At 45.6% G+C, this 25,916-nt stretch carries 20 protein-coding genes, 3 tRNA genes, 2 pseudogenes and 2 CRISPR repeat arrays; of the genes and pseudogenes, 9 read left to right on the top strand and 16 right to left on the bottom strand.

Going from position 1 to position 25,916, the window contains the following annotated elements; genetic code table 11:
• Complete coding sequence (gene recD / locus XBJ1_RS15815) at window positions 1–1,899, top strand: exodeoxyribonuclease V subunit alpha (RefSeq protein WP_173346426.1); 1,899 nt, start codon at window positions 1–3, stop codon at window positions 1,897–1,899.
• On the opposite strand, the gene argA is transcribed toward recD, so the two are convergent.
• Window positions 1,893–3,227 carry an amino-acid N-acetyltransferase gene (argA, locus tag XBJ1_RS15820; protein ID WP_012990032.1) on the bottom strand — a complete coding sequence of 445 codons (1,335 nt, stop codon included), beginning with the start codon at window positions 3,225–3,227 and terminating at the stop codon, window positions 1,893–1,895. The genes recD and argA overlap by 7 nt on opposite strands.
• 243 nt (window positions 3,228–3,470) lie before the next feature.
• Between argA and amiC the strand changes: the two genes are divergently transcribed.
• Window positions 3,471–4,718, top strand: coding sequence for an N-acetylmuramoyl-L-alanine amidase AmiC (amiC, locus tag XBJ1_RS15825; RefSeq protein WP_012990034.1), 1,248 nt, complete (start codon window positions 3,471–3,473; stop codon window positions 4,716–4,718).
• A gap of 105 nt (window positions 4,719–4,823) precedes the next feature.
• Here amiC and XBJ1_RS15830 read toward each other — a convergent pair.
• The 3 genes from XBJ1_RS15830 to XBJ1_RS15840 all read right to left on the bottom strand — a co-directional run bounded on the left by XBJ1_RS15830 (window position 4,824) and on the right by XBJ1_RS15840 (window position 5,205).
• Window positions 4,824–4,900: transfer RNA gene (locus tag XBJ1_RS15830), tRNA-Met, on the bottom strand.
• Window positions 4,901–4,975: 75 nt separating this feature from the next.
• A tRNA-Met gene (locus tag XBJ1_RS15835) sits at window positions 4,976–5,052 on the bottom strand.
• Window positions 5,053–5,128: 76 nt separating this feature from the next.
• A tRNA-Met gene (locus XBJ1_RS15840) sits at window positions 5,129–5,205 on the bottom strand.
• Between the two features lie 225 nt (window positions 5,206–5,430).
• Here XBJ1_RS15840 and mltA point away from each other — a divergent pair.
• Window positions 5,431–6,528: a murein transglycosylase A gene (gene mltA / locus XBJ1_RS15845; RefSeq protein ID WP_012990036.1), complete on the top strand. Its 1,098-nt coding sequence runs from the start codon at window positions 5,431–5,433 to the stop codon at window positions 6,526–6,528.
• 111 nt (window positions 6,529–6,639) lie between these two features.
• Window positions 6,640–7,452 carry a tRNA cyclic N6-threonylcarbamoyladenosine(37) synthase TcdA gene (tcdA, locus tag XBJ1_RS15850; protein WP_012990037.1) on the top strand — a complete coding sequence of 271 codons (813 nt, stop codon included), beginning with the start codon at window positions 6,640–6,642 and terminating at the stop codon, window positions 7,450–7,452.
• A gap of 21 nt (window positions 7,453–7,473) precedes the next feature.
• On the opposite strand, the gene csdE is transcribed toward tcdA, so the two are convergent.
• On the bottom strand, window positions 7,474–7,932 hold the full coding sequence (gene csdE, locus XBJ1_RS15855) for a cysteine desulfurase sulfur acceptor subunit CsdE (protein WP_012990038.1): 459 nt from the start codon (window positions 7,930–7,932) through the stop codon (window positions 7,474–7,476).
• A gap of 49 nt (window positions 7,933–7,981) precedes the next feature.
• The gene (gene csdA, locus XBJ1_RS15860; RefSeq protein WP_038199319.1) at window positions 7,982–9,187 is read right to left on the bottom strand and encodes a cysteine desulfurase CsdA; all 1,206 of its coding nucleotides are present in this window, start codon (window positions 9,185–9,187) and stop codon (window positions 7,982–7,984) included.
• A 108-nt stretch (window positions 9,188–9,295) separates the two neighbouring features.
• Between csdA and XBJ1_RS22610 the strand changes: the two are divergent.
• Window positions 9,296–9,424, top strand: a pseudogene (locus tag XBJ1_RS22610) (IS110 family transposase); the annotation flags it as partial.
• Between the two features lie 45 nt (window positions 9,425–9,469).
• Here XBJ1_RS22610 and XBJ1_RS22615 read toward each other — a convergent pair.
• Window positions 9,470–9,640 (bottom strand): annotated as a pseudogene (locus XBJ1_RS22615) (type VI secretion system tube protein Hcp); the annotation flags it as partial.
• 534 nt (window positions 9,641–10,174) lie between these two features.
• On the opposite strand from XBJ1_RS22615, the gene XBJ1_RS15865 reads away from it, so the two are divergent.
• Window positions 10,175–10,954: a protein bax gene (locus XBJ1_RS15865; protein WP_012990041.1), complete on the top strand. Its 780-nt coding sequence runs from the start codon at window positions 10,175–10,177 to the stop codon at window positions 10,952–10,954.
• A gap of 98 nt (window positions 10,955–11,052) precedes the next feature.
• Here the strand turns inward: XBJ1_RS15865 and XBJ1_RS21005 are convergent.
• Window positions 11,053–11,747 (bottom strand): IS1 family transposase gene (locus XBJ1_RS21005; protein WP_143827612.1). Its coding sequence is split into 2 segments (ribosomal slippage): window positions 11,053–11,492 and window positions 11,492–11,747, totalling 696 coding nucleotides; the frame shifts between segments, so codons are not numbered across the junction.
• A 356-nt stretch (window positions 11,748–12,103) separates the two neighbouring features.
• On the opposite strand from XBJ1_RS21005, the gene XBJ1_RS15875 reads away from it, so the two are divergent.
• From XBJ1_RS15875 to XBJ1_RS15885, 3 genes are read left to right on the top strand one after another with little or no spacing between them, the layout of a single operon-like run.
• Window positions 12,104–13,525, top strand: coding sequence for an MBOAT family O-acyltransferase (locus XBJ1_RS15875; protein WP_012990042.1), 1,422 nt, complete (start codon window positions 12,104–12,106; stop codon window positions 13,523–13,525).
• On the top strand, window positions 13,512–14,648 hold the full coding sequence (locus tag XBJ1_RS15880; protein ID WP_012990043.1) for an SGNH/GDSL hydrolase family protein: 1,137 nt from the start codon (window positions 13,512–13,514) through the stop codon (window positions 14,646–14,648). Before XBJ1_RS15875 ends, XBJ1_RS15880 begins: the two co-directional genes overlap by 14 nt.
• A complete protein-coding gene (locus tag XBJ1_RS15885; protein WP_012990044.1) occupies window positions 14,635–15,849 on the top strand; it encodes an SGNH/GDSL hydrolase family protein in 1,215 nt (404 codons plus the stop codon). The genes XBJ1_RS15880 and XBJ1_RS15885 overlap by 14 nt, the downstream gene beginning before the upstream one ends.
• A 122-nt stretch (window positions 15,850–15,971) precedes the next feature.
• A CRISPR array of direct repeats spans window positions 15,972–16,915; the repeat unit is 29 nt; unit sequence CGGTTTATCCCCGTACCTACGGGGAACAC.
• Between the two features lie 228 nt (window positions 16,916–17,143).
• On the opposite strand, the gene gntU is transcribed toward XBJ1_RS15885, so the two are convergent.
• From gntU to XBJ1_RS15925, 8 genes are all read right to left on the bottom strand, one after another.
• Window positions 17,144–18,484, bottom strand: a complete 1,341-nt coding sequence (gntU, locus tag XBJ1_RS15890; protein ID WP_012990048.1) for a gluconate transporter — start codon at window positions 18,482–18,484, stop codon at window positions 17,144–17,146.
• Window positions 18,481–19,020, bottom strand: a complete 540-nt coding sequence (gntK, locus tag XBJ1_RS15895; RefSeq protein ID WP_012990049.1) for a gluconokinase — start codon at window positions 19,018–19,020, stop codon at window positions 18,481–18,483. Before gntK ends, gntU begins: the two co-directional genes overlap by 4 nt.
• Window positions 19,021–19,241: 221 nt before the next feature.
• A complete protein-coding gene (gene gntR / locus XBJ1_RS15900) occupies window positions 19,242–20,237 on the bottom strand; it encodes a gluconate operon transcriptional repressor GntR (protein ID WP_038199324.1) in 996 nt (331 codons plus the stop codon).
• Between the two features lie 146 nt (window positions 20,238–20,383).
• Window positions 20,384–21,355, bottom strand: coding sequence for a LacI family DNA-binding transcriptional regulator (locus XBJ1_RS15905; RefSeq protein WP_012990051.1), 972 nt, complete (start codon window positions 21,353–21,355; stop codon window positions 20,384–20,386).
• Between the two features lie 46 nt (window positions 21,356–21,401).
• Window positions 21,402–22,712, bottom strand: coding sequence for a 6-phospho-beta-glucosidase (locus XBJ1_RS15910; RefSeq protein ID WP_012990052.1), 1,311 nt, complete (start codon window positions 22,710–22,712; stop codon window positions 21,402–21,404).
• Window positions 22,713–22,723: 11 nt separating this feature from the next.
• The gene (locus XBJ1_RS15915) at window positions 22,724–23,065 is read right to left on the bottom strand and encodes a PTS lactose/cellobiose transporter subunit IIA (protein ID WP_038199328.1); all 342 of its coding nucleotides are present in this window, start codon (window positions 23,063–23,065) and stop codon (window positions 22,724–22,726) included.
• A 28-nt stretch (window positions 23,066–23,093) separates the two neighbouring features.
• Complete coding sequence (locus XBJ1_RS15920; protein WP_012990054.1) at window positions 23,094–24,404, bottom strand: PTS cellobiose transporter subunit IIC; 1,311 nt, start codon at window positions 24,402–24,404, stop codon at window positions 23,094–23,096.
• A 27-nt stretch (window positions 24,405–24,431) separates the two neighbouring features.
• A complete protein-coding gene (locus tag XBJ1_RS15925; RefSeq protein ID WP_012990055.1) occupies window positions 24,432–24,737 on the bottom strand; it encodes a PTS sugar transporter subunit IIB in 306 nt (101 codons plus the stop codon).
• Window positions 24,738–25,016: 279 nt separating this feature from the next.
• Window positions 25,017–25,350: a CRISPR direct-repeat array (repeat unit 29 nt; unit sequence GTGTTCCCCGTAGGTACGGGGATAAACCG).
• Window positions 25,351–25,916 lie beyond the last annotated feature (566 nt).

A 25,916-nucleotide genomic window follows, 5' to 3' on the forward strand; every position in this document is an offset into this window, starting at 1 on the left:
ATGAAATTATTGTTGCAGCAAGCCGTTGCCCAAAAATTACTGCGCCCGCTGGATGTGCAGTTTGCTTATGCAATGATTGAAAACGGAGATCCTCTGTTATTGCTGATTACGGCATTGGTGAGTGCGGAATCAGGAGCAGGGCATGTCTGCCTGCCATTAGAGCGGATCTCGCCTGAATATTTATTTGAGGGGCGGCAGCCTGAATTAGCAGCATCGCTCTGGTTTTCGGCGGGGAAACCAAATCAGCAGCAAGTTATTTCAGCGTTACAAGCATGTTCTGCAGTGAGCACTGGCGAATCTCCCGCACCGATCATTCTTTCCCGCCACGCTCTTGCTGATTATCGCCTTTACATGCAACGCATGTGGCAAAGTGAGCGTCGGGTCGCGGAGTTTTTTGCGTCGGTAGAATTATCTGACGATATTGATGAAGTGCAATTACATCGCATTTTGGATGAACTTTTTGGTGTCACCGCTGAAGGGGAAATAGACTGGCAGAAAGTGGCGGCGGCAGTTGCTGTAACCAGCCGTATTTCCGTTATCTCTGGCGGGCCAGGGACAGGAAAAACGACGACGGTAGCTAAGTTGCTGGCCGCCTTGATCAAACTGAATGAAGGCAGAACACTGAGTATTCAATTGGCCGCACCCACTGGTAAAGCGGCCGCCAGATTGACTGAATCGCTGAGTGAGGCAGTCAATAAACTGGCTTTAACATCACAACAATCGAATAGCATTCCTGAGCAGGCACAAACAATTCATCGCCTGTTGGGAGCGCAGCCAGATAGCCAGAAACTGCGTTATCACCGCGATAATCCGCTATCTCTTGATATTTTGATCATCGATGAAGCCTCAATGGTGGACTTACCGATGATGGCACGTTTGATAGAAGCCCTGCCACCACGGGCAAAAGTGATTTTTCTGGGGGATAAAGATCAGTTGGCCTCGGTTGAAGCGGGAGCCGTATTGGGGGACATCTGCCGCTTCGCTGAACAAGGTTATAGTGCCAAGCGTGCCGAACAATTGAGTCAGTTGACAGGCTGTCAGCTAACATCGTATTCAATGCCTGATTCTGGAGAACATACACTGGCAGTCCGGGATTGCTTATGTCTGTTACGTAAAAGCTATCGTTTCAACTCGGCTTCGGGTATCGGGCAATTAGCATCGGCGGTTAATCAAGGCAATAGTGCCGGGGTATCTGCCGTCTTGGGTCAGTCTTTGCCTGATGTTCACTTCAATCCTCTTGCAGGAGATGAAGATTATCAGCGTTTATTGATGCAAACTGCAGAAGGTTATTACCGTTATTTAGCGATGGTGAACGAACAAGCATCTGACAAAGACATTTTGGCAGAGTTTAACCGTTTCAGGTTGTTGTGTGCTTTGAGGGAAGGGCCGTTTGGTGTAAGCGGCTTGAACCAGCGGGTAGAGCAATTGTTACATCGTAAAGGCGTTATTTCTCTGCCCAGAAGTGCGGAGAGCGGGGGTTATGCCGGACGTCCCATTATGATCTTACGCAACGATAGTACACTGGGGCTATTTAATGGTGACATTGGTATTATGCTCAGGAATAAGGATAATGAGCTGAAAGCCCATTTTCAGCTATCTGATGGGACGATAAAGCCATTTCAGCCGAGCCGATTGCCTCAGCATGAAACGGCCTATGTGATGACTGTCCATAAATCCCAAGGTTCTGAGTTTGAACACACCGCGTTAGTCTTGCCGACTCAATTCTCGCCAGTTGTCAGCCGGGAACTGGTGTACACAGCCTTAACCCGTGCCCGTGAAAAATTGACGCTTTACGCACATAAACCGGTTCTGGATAAGGCGGTGAGTACATCAACACAGCGGCGTAGTGGCTTGGCAGAATGGCTCAAGCCAAAGGGAGAGTGTCAATCAGGTCAGTAAACCTCTAAATTTAACATCAAGATTTTCGAACAGCGCTGGTAGTTATACAGCGCTTGTTTTTCCACAGGAAGCATATTGATTTCAGCAGGTTCAAAGCCTTTTTCCTGAAACCAGTGGATACTGCGGGTTGTGAGTACGAATAGTTTCTCCAGCCCTGCCTGTCTGGCCTGACCAGCGATGGAATTCAGTAATACTTCGCCTCGGGAAGAGTTCCGGTAGTTTGGATGAACCGCAACACAAGCCATTTCACCAATTTTTTCGTCAGGGTAAGAATAGAGCGCAGCGCAGGCGATCGTTACATTATCGTGCTCTATCAGAGTGAACTTATCAATTTCCATTTCCAGTTGTTCCCGTGAGCGGCGAACTAAGATACCTGTCTGTTCCAATGGACGAATAAGCTCAAGAATGCCCCCAATATCATTGATATTGGCTCGCCGGATCTGTTCGGAGCGCTCCATGACTATCTGGGTTCCACTGCCTTCACGGGAGAATAATTCCTGAACCAGTGAGCCATTTTCCTGATAGCTGATCAAATGGCTACGACGAACCCCACGACGGCAGGCTTTGATAGCTCCTCTTAAGAAGCGGGCGGTACCTGAAGAATAATCTCCCTCACTTCCCAGCTCATTTAGCCGTGCTTCTCCCTCATTGGGAACAATTTCCGACAGGATATTCCCCTCTGCATCAAGTACGCCCTGTGATGAGCAAAACCCGATCAATTTTTCGGCTTTTAATTTAATCGCCAATTGTGAGGCTATATCTTCGGACGTCAGGTTGAAACTCTCACCTGTGACGGAAACGGCTACGGGCCCAATTAATACAATGGCATGGTTATCCAACTGCTGGTTAATGGCCTCCTCGTCAATACGGCGGATCCTGCCACTATGACAGTAATCAATGCCATCATCGACACCTAGTGGCTGGGCGATAATAAAGTTACCGCTGATAACGTTAATATTGGCACCTTGCAATGGTGTATTGCTGAGGCTCATGGAAAGACGAGCCGTAATATCAAGCTGTAGCAGACCTGCGGACTGTTTGACCAGCTCCAGTGTCTTGGCATCCGTAACTCTGATGTGCTTGTGATAAATTGGCTGGCTATGGTATTCGGCAAGCTTTTGGTCGATTTGGGGACGAGCGCCATACACGACGATCAAACGGATGCCCAGATTATGCAGTAGGCCGATGTCATTAACGATATTTGGAAAATTCTCGTGGGCGATAGCCTCACCGTCCAACATAATGACAAAGGTTTTGCCTTGATGTGCATTTATATACGGAACTGAATGCCGGAAAACTTCAACCAATTCGGTACAGCGTTCTTTCATGAAACTCTCCAGATGAATTCTTATTCATGATTTTTGTATTTTTATTCTTTTTTGTCAAAAATGGCAAGAGGGAATATGGATAAAAATAACAATATTATTTATATTTATATTGATATTAATAAATTGAGAGAACGTAAAATGTTTTTTTTGATGACAGCCACTCGCTAATTAATTAGAGTTTGCCGCCTGACAGTCTTTTTTGGCAAGATTACCGCGTTTGGTTGTTTTTAAATGGAATAAACAATGAGTCATTCAGACCATAATCCTTCACGTCGCAATTTGTTGAAAGGCGCAGCAGCCATGTGGTTGTTGAGCATTAGCTCAATAGGACACGCAGCAACGTCAAAAATTATTGCTGTTCGTATTTGGCCTGCATCAAGTTATACCAGAGTGACACTGGAGGCTAATATTCTACTTAAATATCGTCAATTCTCTCTTTCAAACCCTAACCGGATTGTCATCGATTTGCAGGGTGTTCAGCTTAATAGTGCCCTGAGCGGTATGGGGTCGCAGATTCATCAGCGAGACCCCTACTTAAAATTGGTACGAGTCGGGCAATTTAATCCCAAAACCGTGCGCCTGGTGTTTGAAATTAAGCAGCCAGTTGCCCCACATATTTTTACACTACCACCTATTGCGAAATTCAAACATCGTCTGGTGTTAGATCTTTATCCGAGCAAGGCGGCAAATGTGGAGGATGATCCCTTGCAAGCGTTGTTGGAAGAATACAACAGCGGGGATTTGGAGAAAAATCTGCCTGCTGAAAAGCGAAAACCGGGGCGGCCGGGCAAGAACAGACCGATTGTTATTATGCTTGATCCGGGGCATGGCGGTGAAGATTCAGGTGCCATCGGGAAATACAAGACCCGTGAGAAAGATGTAGTGTTACAGATTGCCCGTCGCCTGCAAGCACTTATCAAACGTGAACCCGGCATGAAAGTATACATGACGCGTAATGAGGATGTTTTCATTCCATTGCAGGTCAGGGTAGCGAAAGCACGTAAGATGCAGGCGGATTTATTTGTTTCTATTCATGCGGATGCGTTTACCAATCGAGCCGCACGGGGATCTTCCGTGTTCGCGTTATCAACCAAAGGAGCAACCAGTAATACCGCTCGTTTTCTGGCACAGACCCAGAATGAGTCTGACTTGATTGGTGGAGTCAGCAAAAGTGGTGATGAATATCTGGATCATACTATGTTGGATTTGGTTCAAACCGCGACGATTAATGATAGCCTCAAATTTGGCAGTGAAGTGCTCAAACGGATTGGCAAGGTTAATAAACTGCATAAAAATAGTATCGATCAGGCGGGATTTGCAGTATTGAAAGCACCGGATATTCCGTCCATTCTGGTTGAAACGGCATTTATCAGTAATCTGGAAGAAGAACGCAAATTGAAAACGGCGAAATTCCAGCAACAAGTGGCGGAATCCATTTTTGCAGGTATTAAGGCTTATTTTAAAAGTGGTGTAGAGCTGGCACGGCGGTGAAATACCCGCTTTTAATCAATGCGAATAAAACAAACAGAATTAAAAAATAAAGGGAAAATTGGGAAATACAGGGAAGTGAGATCGTGAAAAATACGAAAGAAAAGTTGGTTGCGGGGGCCGGATTTGAACCGACGACCTTCGGGTTATGAGCCCGACGAGCTACCAGGCTGCTCCACCCCGCGTCCGTCTACTACTTATAAATACTGAATGATAACATTCTTTGGTGTTAAACCCTGCCGATGTGACATCGATAGGATTGGTTGCGGGGGCCGGATTTGAACCGACGACCTTCGGGTTATGAGCCCGACGAGCTACCAGGCTGCTCCACCCCGCGTCCGTCTACTACTTACAAATACTGAATGATAACATTCTTTGGTACTAAACCCTGCCGATGTGACATCGTATAGGATTGGTTGCGGGGGCCGGATTTGAACCGACGACCTTCGGGTTATGAGCCCGACGAGCTACCAGGCTGCTCCACCCCGCGTCTGATGTCGGCACACTATACGCAGGTTCGGCGCTGTTGCAAGTTTTTTGTTGATATTTACCGAACTTATTTCTTGTATGATTAAAAATAGCACTATTTGTCGTGTTTTTGTTCATTCATGGGGTTATGGAACAGTAATCTATTTTTTCTTAACGACATTTTATTATTTACCGGGGTTTGATATTGTTCGTCGTCGAATCATAATGACAGGAGATAAGGTATAATATGAAACTTTGGGGCAAATATCTTTTATGGGGATTTGTCATTTCGTTATTATCGGGTTGCCAGATGCGTCCTACAGATCAAGGGCAGCAGTATAAAGATGGGCGCATTAGCGAAGATCTCCAGCTTGTTAATATTCCAAATGCACAAGGCTCTCCTACCAACGCCGGAGATTTTCAGGCACAAGTCAAATTTATCAGCAAATCTTCTCCTCGGCTCTATGGGAATAATCGTGCAACGCTTGATGCTATCCAGAATTGGATGCTGTCTGGTGGAGATCCCCGCGAATTAAACCAGTATGGGTTGCTGGCCTATCAGATGGACGGTGACGATAATTACGGTAATGTTAAGTTTACCGGCTATTACACACCAGTTTTGCAGGCACGCCATGTTAAGCAGGGCGAATTTAAATATCCTTTGTACCGAATGCCAGGTAAGTCACGTCTCCGTCTGCCAAACCGTGCAGCTATATATAATGGAGCTTTGAGTGAAAAATTGATCATAGGGTACACTAATTCCCTGATTGATAATTTTTTGATGGAAGTGCAGGGGAGTGGTTATATCGATTTTGGTGATGGCAGTCCATTGACCTTTTTCGGTTATAGCGGGAAGAATGGCCATGCTTATCAGAGTATCGGCAAGATACTTGTTAACCGAGGAGAAGTACCTCTTGAGGAAATGTCACTGAAAGCTATTCGCCAGTGGGTATCTCAACATAATGAATCAGAGGTACGAGAGCTGCTGGAACAGAATCCCTCTTTTGTTTTCTTTAAGCCCGAACCCTTTACGCCCGTGCGGGGAGCCAGTGCTGTGCCCCTTGTCGCGGAAGCATCGGTAGCATCGGATAAAGCATTAATTCCACCCGGAACGGCGTTATTAGCGGAAGTGCCGGTGTTGGATAAAACAGGAAAATTTACCGGCCAGTATCGGATGCGTCTGATGGTGGCATTGGATGTTGGAGGCGCAATAAAAGGCAACCATTTCGATATCTATCATGGTGTGGGTCATGATGCTGGAGAAACAGCTGGTTTTTATAATCACTATGGTCGTGTCTGGGTATTGAAGAAATCGTCGTCTGGCTTTTTGACGGCAAACCAGTAAGATCCAGCCCAGTTAAAACAATTGATAAATTATTTCTATGGGATAGGTCTTAGAGCCGATCCCATTAATTACGCCTACTGAGATAGGCTCTGATTCAGGATTTATTTAGTGATGCAAGTTTCTCTCTCTGATGCTTATCTTCAGCGTTTTGCTGGTACTGCGCGGTTATATGGCCAGAAAGCACTGTCATTATTTGCCCGTTCACATGTCTGTGTCGTTGGCATTGGCGGTGTTGGCTCATGGGCGGCGGAAGCTCTGGCTCGCACAGGTATTGGGGCAATCACGCTGATTGATATGGATGATGTCTGTATCACCAATACTAACCGCCAGTTGCATGCACTGGTACAGAATGTAGGATTGTCAAAAACCGAGGTGATTGCTGAACGGATACGGGCAATCAACCCGGAGTGCCAAGTCACCTGCATTGATGATTTTGTGACCCCCGATAATGTGGCTGAGTTGGTGTCGGCTGAGTTCAGTTATGTAATTGATGCCATTGACAGTGTGCGTCCAAAAGCGGCGTTGCTGGCTTATTGCCGCCGCTATAAAATTCCGATTGTTACGACGGGCGGGGCTGGGGGGCAGCTTGACCCTGCTCAGATTCAGGTGGTGGATCTGGCGAAAACGGTGCAAGATCCGCTGGCGGCTAAATTGAAAGAACGCCTGAAATCTGACTATCGCGTGGTGAAAAACGGCAAGGGTAAATTGGGAATTGACTGTGTATTCTCAACGGAACAATTGGTTTACCCGCAATCTGACGGTACGGTCTGTGCTGCCAAAAACACGGCGGATGGTTCGAAGCGGATGGATTGTGCGTCCGGTTTTGGTGCCGCAACGATGGTCACGGCAACGTTTGGGTTTATTGCCGTGTCTCACGCACTGAAAAAGATGGTGGCAAAAGCCGAGCGGGAAAACAGACTTTAAAACTTAGGTTAAGGTAAGAATTTAAGACAAATGTGAACGGGCAATCACTTGAACGGTGTTGATCAGGGATTTGATCCCATTAAGTCGTGAACCACTCAGTTGTTGTTCAAGACCTATATGCTGAAATAACTCAGATAAGGGTGCCTGTAAAACTTGTTCCGCTGTTTTTCCTTCTACAGCAGTCAAAAGTACCGCTAATAAGCCTTTGACGATACGGCCTTCGCTATCGCCATAAAAATGCAAACAGCCGTCAGAGCGTAACTGGTGCCCTAACCAGACACGGTTTTCACAGCCGGACATTTCAATGTTCTGCTGTTTCAGTTCATCCGCTAATGGAGGCAGTTTTTTGGCCAGTCCGATAAGCTGCCGATAGCGATCTTCCCATAACTGGCATTGCTGAAAATTTTCAATAAGTTGTTGCTCCGATATCTCCGTTCCAAACGGATGCGGGGCAAGGATTGAATCTGAAATTGATGTCATCGGTTATTTATCTTGCAATGGTATTTAGTGGATATTTTATTTGCCTAGCTTATTCTTCCAGTAGCGACAGGGCAAATTTCACAGCACTGACCAGCTTATCCACATCCTGCTGATTATTATAAGGCATAAAAGAAGCACGTAGGCAGCCGCTGACCCCTAGGGCATCTAAAAGGGGCTGTGCGCAGTGCTGGCCTGAACGCAGAGAAATATTCTGTTCAGCAATCAGCGTCGCCAAATCATTGTGATGTATCCCTTGGATATTGAAGGCCAGCAAACTGGCATCGCCATCGCGGTAGCTGATAAACCCTGTCAGAGTACTGAGCTGCTGTTCGGCATAGTCAGTCAGGGTAACGGCATGGGATTCAGCGAGCGGAATATCAACGGTTTTTAACCATTCCAGCGTAGCGGCAAAGCCAACCACGCCCGCGACATTCGGTGTTCCCGCTTCAAAGCGATAAGGAACGGCTTCTGGTGTGAAACCGTTGAAAGATACCTGAGTCAGCATTTTTCCACCGCCCTGCCACGGTGACATTACATCCAGCAATTCCCCTTTGCCATACAATACTCCCAGACCATTAGGGCCATACAGTTTATGGGCAGAGAAGGTATAAAAATCGATACCCAGCCGCTGTACATCAACGGGAGTGTGAACAATGCCTTGAGCGCCATCGACCAAAACCAGGCAATCATACTGGTGGGCGAGTGTCGAGACCTGTGCCAGATCGACTGTGGTGCCAGTGACATTCGACATTTGGCTGATGGCAACTAGCCGGCTTTTTTCATTTAGCAGTGTCGCGAGAGTATTGATGTCCGGCCGATTCTGATTGCCTATTGGCCACTTAACGATTCTGGCTCCTGTTTGTTCCGCCAAAATCAGCCACGGCAGCAGGTTGGAGTGGTGTTCCTGTTCGCTGATTATAATTTCATCACCAACATTCAGGCGAGGGCGAAAATAGCCTTGAGCGGTCAGGTTAATGGATTCGCTGGTGCCTTTTGTCCAGATGATATTTTCAGGCCGCGGGGCGTTGATCAATTCCGCCACCAGCGAACGAGCTTGCTCATAACGAGCCGTCATGGCCTGTGCGCTTGCGTGTTGGCTCCGATGAACCGTTGCACTGTGGTTTTGATAATAGTGCTGGGTTGCCTCAATCATGCATATAGGCTTTAGGGCTGTAGCCGCGCTATCCAAAAACACAGTCTGCTGTTGCAGGGCAGGAAATTGCTGGCGAAATTTTTCTGAGTCAAAGGATTTCATAAGCGGTGTTCATTTCAACGTTGTGTCGTAAAGAATAAGTTTTTCTTTATATACTCTAAGAGAAACAATAAGTTGTATATTTGTCAATAAATTATATGACGATGAGTGATGGTGCGTCGAATGCTATATATGGCCACGTTAACGGCAATTAGATTTAACCCCGTTCTTTGCGCTTTCTACAAGAGATTGACCGAAGCAGGTAAGCCAAACAAAGTCGCCATTGTTGCTCATTACAGACCCTAATGTAGCACCTGTTAGTTTTATCTTATAATACAGTTCCAACCCACCTTGCATTGATGTTCTATAGAAATGAAAACTACAAGTCAATCTTTCATTATTGGTTAAATTTTGAGCTAACAGAGGTGAGGATTTATCAATCGGTTTTCTAATATCAACTGGCTGATAGTTGATATTCTGATCTCTTGTCATATCAGATGAAACTTCATAAACCAAAATTTCATCTGCATGGCCTTTTTGATACTTATTATAAATGGAATCTATAGTAGAACCCCCCCTGAAAGATCAAGCCCTACTTTTCACTTTTAATTTCCAAGTAAATAATATTTTCCATCTTTATCATTCCACCATTTAAAATTAATTAAACTAATAAATTCCGTTACAAAAAATTTTACTTTATAGAAATACCATTAGCTTAATATAAGCAATAGACGATTAAACATAAATAGAAGCTCCTTTTCTAAATATTAGACTTAAATAACAATAATGATCTATGCAGCAAAAACTGCGTATTTACGCCGCTAACTCTATAAAAACATTAAATCAACAACACGATTAACCGGATAAAATCCTAATAATCATTACACTAATTTACTGAATAAAATGAAAAATATAGGTTATTGTCAGTAATGTGCTAGCATTCGTTATAGAAACGAATTTTATGAATGGTGAATAATGGTAGCCAGATATTGATTGTTCTGCTAATATTCGTATGTTTTTTATCCAGAGCAATAAAACGAGGAGAAGCAAATGCCCTCTTTAATCATGAGGACAACTGCCGTCTTCGCTTTCTTTCTCTCATTAATTTTTACCGGTCTGAGTTATGCTTCGACCAGTACCTCAAAAATGAAAGAGTATTCTCACAATGGCATACAGGAGAGTTTGCCAGATTTGCGACAATATCCTTCAGGTACACCCCGGAAGAAAGCGTTTTTAAACATTGTTGTCCCTGTCATTGATGAGCATAATCAAAAGATTATGCAAGACCGAAAATGGCTGCTGTCACACCAGGAAACTCGTCACTGGTCTGTACAGGATACCAGTCGATTGCAGAAGATCTGCGCAAGTTACAAAATGGCCTGCACATCACCTAAACAGGTCAATTGGAATAAACTGCTAAGCCGAGTTGACATTATACCGACCCATTTTGTTGCTACTCAGGCAGCCGCAGAATCGGGCTGGGGAACATCAGAACTTGCCAAGAAAAACAATAACCTGTTTGGTATGCGTTGCAACTCATGCGGCAAAACCAAAGGAAAAATCAAAGGTTATTCAGTTTATCGCAATGTTGATGATTCCGTCATCGCCTACATGAAAAATATGAATACACACCGTGCCTACGAATCACTTCGTACTTCACGGGCAAAACAGAGGACAGCACAAACGCCTCTGAATACCAGTAAATTGATCGATAACCTGAACGGTTATTCCGAGCTGGGAGCTCACTATAATCGCTATTTGCATCAGGTATTTAATGGCAATAAAAAGCTGATTTCACAGGCACAGGAACAGGAACTGACAGACCTATAGAGACGGGTACATTTATACCCTGCATCTCATCAAGTTGCTGCTTTTGTTAGCTGCGATTATTTATCGCCGGGTCATGTATTAAATGATTAGATTAGGTATTAAAAATAATGTTCACGTTCAATAAAGGTTCCTATCACTTTATCGTGCATTTCTTCCGATTTTGAATACCCAATGGTTTTTCTATTCAGCCTTTTGATTCGGGTACGATGCGTTAAATTCGTTCTCTCTATACGCTGAGTAAACGCCTTTCCAGTCAAGTGCTCTTCCTCGGGAAGTGGGTCATAAACAACATAGTCATCCGTGCAGTAAAACCGAATAGTAAAGGAAGATAAGAGGGTAAGCAGCTTGTCTAACGTTTTTCGACTGCGATCGCCAAAAACATGAGCCACTATTCGCTTCAGGCGGGGTTCCCAAGCATACCAAAGCCAGCGTTGGTTTTTCTTATTGCCGACAAACGACCATTGCTCGTCGATTTCACAGACAATCTGGATGCCACATTCCGCAAGGGGAAGTGTCGTTACGTTTCGGGGTCTGAGGTTTTTAATGTTTTCATGACGGTGGCGGTGGCGACTTTCAGGATCCGAGCGGTGTCACGAATTCCCCCGTTATTCATCGCGATATCGACAATCTGTTCTTTAACGCCGGGTTTGCAGGCCTGATAGGTATACGCCAACTGAAAGACCTTACAGCAGCTATAACAGCGATAACGAGGATGTCCGCCATTTCCTTTCCCATGTCCTTTGACCTGTTCTGATTTGTGGCAATAACGGCAATAGACATCAACTTTGGCCATACTTCATCCTTAAAAAGCCGGAAGCATATCACAGCAACTAACCATTTAATACATGACCTATCGCCGCGCTGTAACTTGAAATCTATTGGGTATAGATTAACGTGCCAGAAATATCACCTACGTATTCGTAATGCCTTTCGTACTGTTTAATGTTCAATCATGATTAAATAAAAAGGCAGTGAATCTGCCTATACGACAGGCTCCTAATAATCCGCTATGTATTAATTACACAGTGGATTATTTTTTTATAATTTCCCTGCCTGCTACCTATTGTAAACACAAGTAAATTCCATACTATAATGAACCTCAGAATCACTCCCTTTCTCTCAATGATAAATGGTTAGCCAGAGCCTAATATGAATTTCTTTTCTTTTGAGTTTCTTGGTTCGTTTGTTATTCTGCTTCTTGCCTATTGGCTTTTACAAAAAGCCCCTAAGCTACAGAATGGCCTATTAATTTTAGTTAGTTATTTATTTATCTTCTCTTTTGCAGCAAAATTTGCCTATATCTTATTCGCCTATACCCTGTTCATTTACTTTTTGGCGAATATTCTTAGTCGTTATTTGTCCAACAAGGCCATATTCACGCTTCTGATTTTCGGTATTGTGGGTTGTTTTACCGCCTTCAAATATTATTCTTTCTTTCAAGAGGCGATCCAGCAATCGTTAGCCAATTTAGGCATTTCTGTCGAGCTACCCATACTTGAGCTGCTGATGCCATTAGGCTTATCATTTTATGCCTTTCATTCCGTCAGTTACGTGATGTCGGTTTGCAAGAAAGAACTGCCTCCTGCTCCGCTGATTGATGTTATTTTGTATCTCTGCTTTTTTCCAAGCATTGTGGCCGGGCCAATCAATAGAGCCAAAGATTTCCTGCCGCAGATCCAGACTTCATCCAGAGTGATGCTGGAGCCATTCAAAGCGCTGTTATTGATTGCACTGGCCATCGCGAAGCTGTTTCTGTTCAGTTCGACGCTCTCTGAAAATTTTGTTAATCCAGTCTTTGATGACCCCACTGGCTATCATGCGGGGCAAGTCCTTGTCGCGATTTATGCTTATGCATGGAATATCTATTTCAACTTTTCAGGTTATACCGACCTCGTGACGGGTATTGCCCTGCTGTTAGGTTTTAAAGTGCCACAGAACTTTAATGCCCCTTATCTTGCTGAGAATTTACAAGAATTTTGGCGGCGCTGGCACATCAGCTTATCGACGTTTATCCGCGATTACGTTTACATTCCACTGGGCGGTAATAAGAAAGGTACTATCCGCAAGAATATGAATCTATTCTCTGCAATGGTCATTTCCGGTCTATGGCATGGCGCCGGATTGAGCTTTATTATTTGGGGCGCCATTCATGGGCTAGGATTAATTTTCCACAATATTAAAAACTCACTGTTTCCCTCTACTGGGAATCGCAATAAGGCACAAAGAAAAAATCCGATTTCATTATTTTTATCACGAGTGATGACATTCCATTTTGTCTGTTTTGCATGGGTATTCTTTCGCAGCCCAACATTTAATGAGGCTCTGACTGTATTAAACCAACTATTCTCAGGGGATGTGTTGACGGCACTGCTATCCAGTAGCACTTTATTAATCGCTTTTTGGGGATTCTTTATTATCTACCCTTGGCTGGTGGATATCAGAAACACTATTGAAAAGAACTATAGACTGATGTCATGGGTTTATTACCCAATCCCCTTAGCTCTGCTACTCACTTTGGTATTTATGCTGTCACCTTCTGGAATGCCGGGATTTATCTATGCCAATTTCTGAATTTACCTTTAATCTAAAAAAAGTCGGGCAGGTCGTTTTTATCGTCACCTTAACCAGCCTGCTGCTGATCTGGCTGAATCAACGTTCTCTGGAGAGTTTCTGGCAACAGAAGTATCACCGTAATAGTCCGTGGACAACCCTTAAGGGAGAGCCAATGTGGGATTTGGGCAGCAATATGCAGCAAGGTGCAATTGCTGCCAGCGAAACATTTATGGCATATGCAAGAGGGATTCATCAGGATAATAATCTACAGGCCATAAATATTGATGCTACTCCAAGCATGATTCTTCCTGATTTTCAGGTTGGTTTGAATTTTCTGGGGGGATATACGTACTCTATCGAGAGTCGCTATCTGACGTTCCCTGATTTGCTGCAAAAAGATGTCCGGCACACTCAATCATCCTTATTACGAAATCATTCACCATCAAATGCGGTTACCGAAATTACCCCAAAAACGAATGTCAGTCTGGGGAAAAAAGATCAGGTACTGTTTGCAGGGGATTCGATGATGCAAGGGGTTGCTCCGCATTTAAAACGCCGTCTTTACCAGGAACATGGCATCGCCAGTATTAATTTGAGCAAGCAGAGTACAGGATTGGCCTATCCCGGTTTCTTTGATTGGCCCAAAACAATCGGTGATACACTAAGGAAAAATCCGGATATTAAATTGGTTGTGGTGTTTTTAGGCCCCAATGATCCGTGGGATATGCCGACAAAACGCGGAGGAGCCTATTTGAAATTCGCGAGTGAGGATTGGGAAAACCTTTATCGTCAGCGAATCGAAACGATTTTAAATGATGCTCACCAGCATAAGGTGGATGTGATTTGGGTTGGCCCACCCAACATGCGGCAGAAAAAACTTTCCGGCGGCATGGCTTATCTCAATAAATTGTATCAGGCAGAGGTGGCAAAAATGGGTGAGATCTATGTTTCAGTTAATGATATGTTCAAATATCGGTCGGAGAATTATTCAGACTATATTGGTGATGGCAGTAGTACAATCAAGCTCCGAAGTGGTGATGGTATTCATTTCAGTTTGAATGGGCAGCAGACTATCGCGAACGCTATTTTTTCATTGATGACATTTATTCAGGAGCCAGTTAAAGAAGATGCAACCATTTAGACAGTTCCGTTGGTTTTATCGGATAATGGGTGCAGGTTTGGTTATTGCGCTTTCTGTGAGCCTTTTATCATGCCACGGCAAAAAATCCAAACCCTCATCTGAATTGCAGATGACACAAATACATCGGCAAAAACAACTGACGAATTTTGGCGATCCCAATTTACCATTACTGGCGGATAAACTGCGTCATAGCAATTCGCGCCAACTCCATTTCGTACAACTGGGCGATTCACACACTGCCGCCGATTTTTTTACTGGTAAGCTGCGTAGTTTATTGCAGAATCGCTATGGTGATGCTGGGCCTGGTTTTATCAGCCCGATCAGCATTCCCGGCCAGCGCACCGCTACCGTTAAGTTCACGGATGATAAAAAAAACTGGTGGCTGTCGAGCAGCCGGAAAGATAACCGTGCTGATTATCCGCTAGGCGGTTTTATTGCCACACCCGAAAATGTCAGCAGCACAATACGGATGAATTTATCACCCTCTACTTTTGAGAAGTACGGGATAAGCGCGCTTTATCAATCCCATGAGGCAACCCAAATCAGGATGCAGTTCAGCCAGTGGAATCTGCCGGCCACACAAAGCGAATGGCAATTTTCGCAACAACACAGTGTTTCTTTCCCACTCAGGGTCGATGCACAGGATACGCATTTGAAAATCGGCGGCTGGCTGATCAAACGCCAAAGCTCCGGCATTATGTTATCCGCGTTGGGGATTAATGGCGCCACCATCAGTATGTTGGATAAATGGCAGCCACAGTGGATCAATACACTGGTTCAACTGAAACCGGATATGGTAATCCTTGCTTATGGCACTAATGAAGCCTTCAACGATTCACTGGATCTTGTTGCCTATCAGAAGGAACTGACATCAAAAGTGCAGGAAATTCGCAAGGTCATGCCAGAAGTGGTTATCTTGCTGGTTGGGCCGAGTGATTCGCTGAAAAACAAAACTGCTGCAAGCTGTGCTGAACAGCAACCCGCTCTGCTCAATGGCATAATTCAGGCTCAGCAGGCCGTCGCCAAACAGCAGCACACCCTGTTCTGGAATTGGCAGGAGTTTATGGGTGGGTCATGTTCAGTCAGAAGCTGGCAGCAGCAGAACCTTGCTCGTCCCGACTATGTTCATCTCTCCGCCGCAGGGTATGAACGCAGTGCCGAAGCGCTTTATAGCCAGATTATTGGTTTGATTGAGCAGTGAATGACAAAGTGTGGAAAGCAAAGACATTCAGTGGAATAAATGCAGAACCGTAGTTTCAGCAGATTTATCCCCGTACCCTACGGGGAACACTTGACAATCTAATGGCAGATCACATGGGATGGCGGTTTATCCCCGTACCTACGGGGAACACTGAGGGAAAATCAGTTTCCAGTTGTCATAGTTCGGTTTATCCCCGTACCTACGGGGAACACTTTGTATCGATAGTGAAAACTCAGTAGGGCCTCGGTTTATCCCCGTACCTACGGGGAACACATGACGTTCAACATTTGGCGGAAGATCTAGAGCGGTTTATCCCCGTACCTACGGGGAACACGCCAATGCGACCGACCAACTGAAAAAAGCGAAAGGTTTATCCCCGTACCTACGGGGAACACACAACATGAACTCAGGCACAAATGTCGCATAACGGTTTATCCCCGTACCTACGGGGAACACTTGATTTCGACCCGCAACCCCTCTGAAAATGCCGGTTTATCCCCGTACCTACGGGGAACACAATGGCCGGAACAACCGAAGTAAACACAGGGGCGGTTTATCCCCGTACCTACGGGGAACACTATATTCTGCCCTTTAACTTCTTCTTCCCTGTCGGTTTATCCCCGTACCTACGGGGAACACAAACCCACGTTTGATATTTTCCTCATTAGTTTCGGTTTATCCCCGTACCTACGGGGAACACTTCCAGATGAGATATCCCCTCACTACATTTCTCGGTTTATCCCCGTACCTACGGGGAACACTTGAACCCAATCATCAGACGGTCATTCGCCTCTGGTTTATCCCCGTACCTACGGGGAACACACGTTGGGCGCGTTCAAAGTGCCGTGTTAGGACGGTTTATCCCCGTACCTACGGGGAACACCGTAATGGCGAAACAGGCTGTCTGGGTACAGACGGTTTATCCCCGTACCTACGGGGAACACCAAAATCAAATGCATTAGCCATTATTTTTAGCCGGTTTATCCCCGTACCTACGGGGAACACTTTACGCACAGAAATTTTTTCTCTGGATGATCCGGTTTATCCCCGTACCTACGGGGAACACTCTAAATATAACCGTCTGTTTTAAATATATTTTATTAGACGTAAAAATTCTACCACGTTAAATCACAAAATTAACCGAGGGAAATTCTATGATTTTTACTCAAATCACCTCGCCATCCCCACAGCAAACACCCATCAGGTTTTTTATTGAAAAACCCGAAAATAAATATAAAAAAAACGGCATTTTAATCAATCAGTAAAATGCCGTTAGCGATGTTTCAGAGAAAGTTTAACTCAGCATAGCAAAATAGATCATGCCGATAATGGCACCCGTAGTACCCAAAATAGTTTCCATAATGGTCCATGTTTTCAGTGTCTGTATTTCTGTCGCACCCGTAAACTTACCGAACAGCCAGAAGCCAGAATCGTTTACATGGCTGAGTATCAACGAACCACCAGCAATACACACTGACAACGCCGCCATTTGTGCACCGGAATAACCCAGTTCACCAATCACTGGCAGTACCAGACCCACAGTAGTCAGACACGCTACAGTAGCCGAGCCCTGAATCACGCGCACTGCCCCTGACAGAATAAAACATGCCAGCGCAATTGGCAGACCGGCTCCCACCAAAGCATTACCGAGCGCTGGCCCGACACCGGAATCCACCAGCACTTGTTTGAACACGCCACCTGCCCCCGTGACCAGCAGGATGATCCCCGCAGGCTGAATCGCCGCAGAGCATACTTCCATAACTCTGTCTTTACTCATACCGCGACGAATCGCCAAGCCATAAATCGCCACCAGACAGGCAATTAAAATCGCGGTGAAAGGATGGCCGATAAACTCCAGCCATTGATACAACGTTGATCGCTGATCGACGAAACGTGCAGCAATCGTCTTCAAACCCACGAGTACCAGCGGGAATAATACCAGTGCCAGACTGAAACCAAAGGAAGGCATCTGATTTTTACCAATGCTCGGTGTATTCAGATCCTCGGGTAATTCCAGTGTCACATGTTTACTGATGAAATTGCCGTACATCGGGCCGGCCAGCAACATGCCGGGGATAGCAGCACTCAGGCCAATCAGGAGCATCCAGCCGAAATCGGCTCCCATCTGGGAAGCCAGCAACATCGGCGTCGGCCCCGGCACCAGAAACGCCGCAGCGGCTGCAACACCGGCAAACAGTGGAATTGCCAGTTTCACCACATTACCACCAGTACGACGTGCAACGGCAAATACCACGCCAATCAACAGTACAACCGCCACATCAAAAAACAGTGGCAAGGCACAGATAAGCCCCGCGATGCCCAGTGCATAGTTCGCGCGTTTTTCACCAAAACTTCCCAGCAATTTCACAGCAATCTGGTCGAGCGCCCCTGTTTCATGCAGGATCTTGCCAAACATAGCACCCAGCGCCACCACAACGGCAAGGAAGCCCAAAGTGCCTGACATGCCGTTTTGCATGGTCTGGGTGATTTTTTCTAATGGCATACCGGAAAAGATCCCCGCCCCCATTGAAACCAGTATCAGCGCGATAAAAGCATGCATTCTGGCTTTCATCACCAAAAACAATAGCAGGAGGACAGAACCGACAGCCGTCAGCACCAAAGTTAATGTAGTCATGAATTCCCCTCGGTAATGCAGTCAATTGTTGTCATTGTGTTTTTGATTACTTCATCAAGGTCTGGTCTGATATCAATGTGATGGACATCTTTTTCATCGTCAGTCGGTTCTTCCAATACCTCAAACTGCGAGATCAGCATTTGGGGTTTGAAGAAGTGTTCCTTGCGAGCTTTCAGACGGCTTTCAATTAAATAAAAATCCCCCTGCATATACAGAAATGACAGGTTTTTGTTGCCATTACGCAGCATATCCCGATAGTTTTTTTTCAGAGCAGAGCACACGAGCAAAGAGATATTATTTGTACGCTGCATGGCAAAAATGGCATCGTTGAGTGCTTTTAACCACGGCTGACGATCATCGTCATTCAAAGCGTGGCCTTGTGCCATCTTAATAATATTGGCGCGGGGATGAAGAAAGTCACCATCCAGAAACGCCGCGCCCAGCTTACGGGCAACCCCACTGGCAACCGCAGATTTACCGCTGCCGGATACCCCCATCAATACAAAAACATGATTTGGCTGTTGGGTATTGCTCATATCAAACTCCTTTGTGCAGATTTTGTTACCTGGCTATCTCTGTGATGTACCTGCAAAATCTTCTCTATGAAATATTATCTATAAAATGTTACCGGTAACTTATTGTCGGTAACATTACCAGCAACACAAGATCGCGAGCAATTAATCAGGATCGGCAAAAAAGGAAAATGTGAGGCTTATCGCAATTGAAGATAGGAAAGCATCATTTTGATCTACAAAAATTAAACACTTTCTCCCAATGAAAGCGTAAATCCAACATCAATAAGGGTTTGTTCCAGTTTTTGTCCCTGCAAACGGGCAAATAGGGCTTCCGCCGCCCTGCGTCCGATCAGATCACGCGGAGTCAGTACACTGGCCAGTTTTGGCATCATCACCTGGCCAACATCATGGCCGTGGAATCCAGCGACAGCGATCTGTTCCGGGACATTGATCCCCTGTCGCTGACATTCAAAAATCGCACCAATCGCGATATCATCATTGGTGCAAAACAGACCATCAACATCAGGGTATTTCTGCCAGGTTTCCCGCAAAAGCTGCGCGCCAAGTGAATAGGACGAACTGGCAGGCGTCATCACATTTCTCGGCTGCAACCCTGCGCTGCGCATCGCCATTTCGTACCCATCCAAGCGGATCAGCGTTCGTTCATCCTGCCGCGCTCCGAGGTAGATCACGTTTTGGCAGCCATGCTCGATCATAGCCACCGTCATCTGCCGCGCCGCCTCAAAATTATCGATCCCGACTGCAATATCAAGGCAGGGAGAGACGCTATCCATCAGTTCCACAACCGGAATGCCTGCCGTCTCCAGTACCTTCAAGGTCTTGGGCGTATGCGTCCGCTCTGCCAAGATCAGGCCATCAATATTGTAAGAAAGCAGGGAAAGCAGGCGCTCTTCTTCTTTCTGAGCGGAATAACCGTAGTGGGTGAGCATCGTCTGATAACCATTACAATCAGTTACCTGCTCGATCCCACGAATGACTTCGGCAAATACCTGATTAGTCAGTGAAGGAAGTAAAACCCCGATCGTTCGGCTGGTAGAATTGGAAAGGATGTCCGGCACACGGTTGGGAATATAACCCAGTTGATCCAACGTTTCAGCGATCCGTTTTCCCAATGCTTCCGAGACCTGATCCGGATTACGCAAGAAACGGCTGACCGTCATTTTTGTGACCCCAACGAGGTCTGCGACATCTTGTAAAACTGGACGTTTTTTCTTCATTTTCAATATAATGCAATCAGCTTTCTATATTCAGACTAATAAAAAGCGGTTTTAACACATTTATACACCATAACAATACGATTTTTAGCCAAAAATGCTGGCTCACTCTCACCTCACATAGCTATCGTTATGAGAACTGTGATCGCTTACCCTTGTCTGAGAGAATTCCGATAAATAATTTGGGGCGTAAATTCTGGGGGAGGTGTATCAGGTTCGATCAATAAACGAGCTGCGAAACACGCCATGTCAGTAATGGGAAAATGGACGCTAGTCAGTGCAGGATAGACAAATGCCGCCCGCTCTCCGCTATCATAACAGATGATGGAAATATCCTCTGGCACACTCAGCCCCAACTCTTTAATCGCCAGCAATGCGCCGAGCGCCATCTCTTCACTACAGAAGAACAGGGCATCCGGCCGTGATTTTGCCAGAATGGTTCGAGTTTGCCGGTAGCCACTTTGCAGATCATACTCCCCTTCCAGACAAGCAACAGGATTCAATCCCGCATTCTGCATGGCATCCAAGAACCCTTGACGGCGCTGCCGGCTTGGATTGCGTGACAAAGGGCCACTCACGCAGGCAATGCGAATATGTCCATTCTCGACCAAGGTTTGCGTGGCGAGATAGCTGGCCTTGTGGTGATCAAACACAACACAGCGGGGCTCCAGCCCTGCCACCAGACGATCCAGCAACACAAACGAACGGCCACTTTGAGCGAGTTGCCTCAGCTTATCATCACTGATGGCACGCACATGTAAAATCATCCCGCCGCAGCGCAGACTATGCAAATGCGTAATAGCCTGCCATTCGTTTTCAGCACGATTTCTCCCCTGCATGACCAAAAGCTGTTTGCCATGTGATTCAGCTTCCGTCTGGATGCTATCCATCAAAGCACCAAAGAAGCCGCCACGATAGGAGGTAGTCACTAATCCCAGCGTATTGCTCTGATTTGAAGCCAGTTCACGCGCTGCCAGATTGGGGCTGTAACCCAATTCTACGATGGCATTCTCAACTTTGGCACGGGTTGCTGCCTTCACTTTGTTGTCACCATTAACAACACGTGACACCGTAGCACGCGAGACGCCAGAATAACTTGCCACATCTTCCAGTGTTATCATGCTTTTTCCTTGTTAACTCCGTGCTCCTATTCCTGCCAGACACAACTTATCGTTTAAACTGGGGCAAATACATGCGGTTAATCTCTAAGATTTCGTTCAATAATGTCGAATCCAACGCCACATCGCCAATCAACGGATGAGTGACCAGCGCCAACAGTGCGACCTTGCGATCGCCATGGACGGCGGCTTCGATGGTCAGGCGCTCAAATGCTTTCACTTGCTGGGTCAGGGCTGACATACTGTCCGGCAGGTGACCAAACGCCAGTGGGTGCGCCCCTTGAGCATCAACAATACAGTTGGCTTCGATCACCGCATCATCTGGCAGGTCGATGATAGCTCCCCGATTCTCCGTATTGACGACCAATTGCGTACCGAGATTATTATGAATAGCCGAGATCAATTCCAACGCTACTTCAGAATAGAAAGATCCGCCACGAAAACTGAGCTGAGCGGGTTTGTGATCCAGTTTAGGATCGGCATACAACTCGAACAGCTCCCGCTCCACTTGCATCACCTGCTCTGCCCGTGTCCCTTTGCTCGCCGCGATTTCTTTCTCTTCCTGTAACATCTTACCGGTTTGATAGAAGTAGCGATGATACGGGCAGGGAATTGCGCCTAATGCCTGTAAAAACTCCGGAGGCCACGGTTCTTCTTTGATATTGTTCATCGTCAGCTCTGCGCCATTACACAGCAATTCTAATACCTGCTCAGTTTCATCCCTGCCATTCACTAGTACCTGATGTACCCAGACCATATGATTAAGGCCAGCAAAACGTAATTGTACGTCCTGATATGGACGTTGCAGCATATTGGCTATCATATGGTGCATTGAGATTGGCACATTGCATAACCCGATGATTTTGGCTTTGCTATAGCGGGAAACCGCTTCCGTGACAACGCCGGCAGGATTGCTGAAATTGATGATCCACGCCTCCGGCGCAAGGCGTTCAACTTTATGAGCGATATCCAGTAACACAGGAATGGTACGCAATGCTTTGGCAAACCCGCCTACGCCTGTTGTTTCCTGCCCGAGCAACCCATATTTCAGCCCCAGACGCTCATCAGCAGCACGGGCAGGAAGCTGACCAACGCGCAGTTGAGTGAGTACGAAACTGGCTCCTTTAATCGCTTCATCCGGTGAATAATGCGCCGTGACAGTAACGTGCTCCAGATCATGACGATCCAGCATACGGCGAGTCAGCGCAGCGATGGTTTCCAGCTTGTGCCGCCCGGCTTCTACATCCACCAGCGCCAGCTCAGAAAGCGGAATAATTTGGCTACGCTGAATAATCCCTTCCACCAATTCCGGTGTATAACTGCTCCCGCCGCCAATAACGGCAATTTTGATCGGTTTCATGTCACCCCCTGTTATTCTGGCTGGCGATCTTGTGGCGGCAAGCGCTGATAAAGATCGATCATATTGCTGGCAAGATCTTGAATCACCATCGCATTCATCAGGTGATCCTGAGCATGAACAGTAATCAGATTAATCGGTAATTTTCCGCATCCTTCATCCAATCCGATCAGCTTAGTCTGAATAGCATGAGCGGCACGCGTTTCCTGTCGCGCTTCTTCCATCAATATTCCTGCTTGCTGAAAATCTCCCACCTTCGCCTGCTGTAAAGCCATTAACGCACTGCTGCGCGCACTGCCGGCATGTACCAGCAATTCGACGATCTGTTGTTCAAAATCCTGCTGTTCAGAACCCATATTCACACTGCATCCTCCAAGGTTATTGCTACGCCTGAGCGTCGGCGAGTTTTTTGGCCTGCTGCTGCTCTTCTGCCAAAAGCTGTTTTTCATATACTTTGAAGAAGGGATACCAAATCAGCAGATCAATCACCATCAACAGCCCAACCAATACGACCGCACGGTAATCCCACGCGGCGGAAATCAGCGCCCCCACCGGCGCGGGCGCTGTCCACGGCGCAATCGCGATCATCTTCTGCACCAGATCCAAATGCAGTGCACCATAGGCCAAGACTGCATTAATCAGCGGCACAACCAACAACGGGATCAATAACGTCGGATTCATCACCACCGGAGAGCCGAACAGCAACGGTTCATTGATATTGAACATGGCGGGTACAACACTCAGTTTGCCAATGGTTTTCAGGTGAATTGAGCGGCTGCGCAGATAGAGGAATGCCAATACCAGCGTAGAACCCGAGCCGCCGATACAGACGTAAAAAGACCAATAAGGTGCGGTCAGGATTTGAGTCGTTGCCATTCCCTGTGTCATCAAGGCGGCATTAGCGGCGATATTCGCCATAAAAATGGGATTCAGCAGCCCAGTGACGATATTGTCGCCATGAATACCGGCGAACCACAATAAATTGGCAATCAACACCACCAGCATAACAGCGGGCAACGTATCCCCGATCGCAATCAGGGGTTCGAATATCTGCATGACAGCCGCAGGCAGCAGTAAATTAAATTCGTTTTGCAGCAGCAGGCTGACGGGATAAACCGTCAGCAAAATACCAACCACGGGGTACAGTAGTTCAAAAGAGCGGGCAATGGCAGGTGGAACCTGTGATGGCATCTTGATAGAAATGTTGTACTTTTTCAGCAACCGGATTAATTCCACCGACCAAATCGCACAGATCAGCGCCGTAAATACTCCGGTTCCTCCCAGAAAATCGAGCGGCATTTTGTTATCAACCTGCGGAGCTGCTGCCAACAGAAACGCCATCAATGACAGTAAGGCTGATGTCAGTCCATCCAGTCCATAAGATTTCGCCAGACTATAAGCCGTACCAATGGAGACAAACACACTCATCAATCCCATCGTCATAAAGAAAGGCATAGTGATGGTTTGCCAATGCGCTTTGGCGAATTCCAGCCAAGCCTGACCCAAGAAAGAGGTGGTTTGGGCATCAAATGGCGGATTTGCCACAATCAGCATAATACTGCCAATAATCAGAAAGGGCATGGCCGAGATAAAACCATCACGTATCGCAATAATATGCCGTTGGCTACCGATCCGTCCGGCAATGGGCGCAATATGATTTTCTACAATACGCGTTAAGGAAGTATAAAAACTCATAATCCACTCCATCTGATGATGAACAGGTTATTCCAGCAGACTTAAGGCGTGATCCAGTACCTTATCACCACGTAAGGCGCCGTAATCCATCATCTCAATCAAGCTGATAGGTTTACCCAGTGGCTCAGCAAGAGCGGTAAATCGAGGCAGTTCATACTTGATTTGCGGCCCCAGTAAAATCACATCGGCTTCATTGATATACATTTCCAACTCCAATGCGGGCACTGCTTTAATGGCTACCTCCAGTTCCCTTCTTTCCGCTTCCGCCTGCATACGCTGCACCAACATGCTGGTAGACATCCCCGCCGCACAACACAATAGAATGGTTTTCATGATTTTGTTCTCTTTGCTGTTGTCTATTATGATTTCGTCTAATTCGAAGATGAGAGCGCTCTCATTTTGGTTAAGGCTAACAGGTTATTTTTCCGTTGCTGCGATAAGGTTCGCATAATAGATAAGCAATAGTTTAGAAAATGGGCAAAATGCGAGCAATGTTACAAATGATCGGTATGGTAAAAAATACGGCAGGAATTTGGCTGATTTAGGTGGTTAAAAAATGGTAGAATTTTGAAGGTCAAAAAACATTTTATAAAACAGATAGATGAAATTAGAGTGTTCCCCGTAGGTACGGGGATAAACCGACACAAATGAGTATCGATTTAGTGCATGCACAGTGTTCCCCGTAGGTACGGGGATAAACCGTCCCAGTTTTCTCTGATCCAATAGTCCTTGGTGTGTTCCCCGTAGGTACGGGGATAAACCGGCAGAACTGTCAAAGAAATGTAGCGCCATTCCGTGTTCCCCGTAGGTACGGGGATAAACCGCCTTGAGCGACAAACATCCCATCTTTTATGGTGTGTTCCCCGTAGGTACGGGGATAAACCGTGCAGTTCCAGACTCTGGATGGCAGATTTCATGTGTTCCCCGTAGGTACGGGGATAAACCGGATTCATATACAGGTCTTAAGCACCAATGGCTTATTTTAGATACAAAAAAACTTCATTTATGATTTGATAATCGTCGCCAAACAAATCACCAAAATCACGGATGAAGCTGATGATTGCTGTAAAGCACCAATTAATACAACTCATTGATGAGGATTCTTTGCAAAAGATTAAGTTAAAAAAACAATTAATAACCTATTATAAATATCTTATGGAATTTAAACATCACCTCGAACTTCTATATTTTTTGACTTTTAATTCTTTCTTTTTTATTAATATATTCTTAATTAAATTTATTACAATTAATAAATTTAACAACATATTAATAATCTATTTTAACTAAAAATAATTTCTTGTTAATATTATATAATACACAAAGTGTTTGATGTATAAGTATAAAATACACTTTAACACCTCAAATACAAATGGCACAAAAAAGAAACTTATATAAAAAATAATAAAAAATTGCATGTATAATGCAAGGCATTTAATTTATTAATGTCAATGATTTATGTTATAGTCACTATGAAAATATTTTTTATTTAATTTCAAATAAATAAGGAGAAAA

Source organism: Xenorhabdus bovienii SS-2004 (assembly GCF_000027225.1).
GTDB classification, from domain to species: domain Bacteria; phylum Pseudomonadota; class Gammaproteobacteria; order Enterobacterales; family Enterobacteriaceae; genus Xenorhabdus; species Xenorhabdus bovienii_C.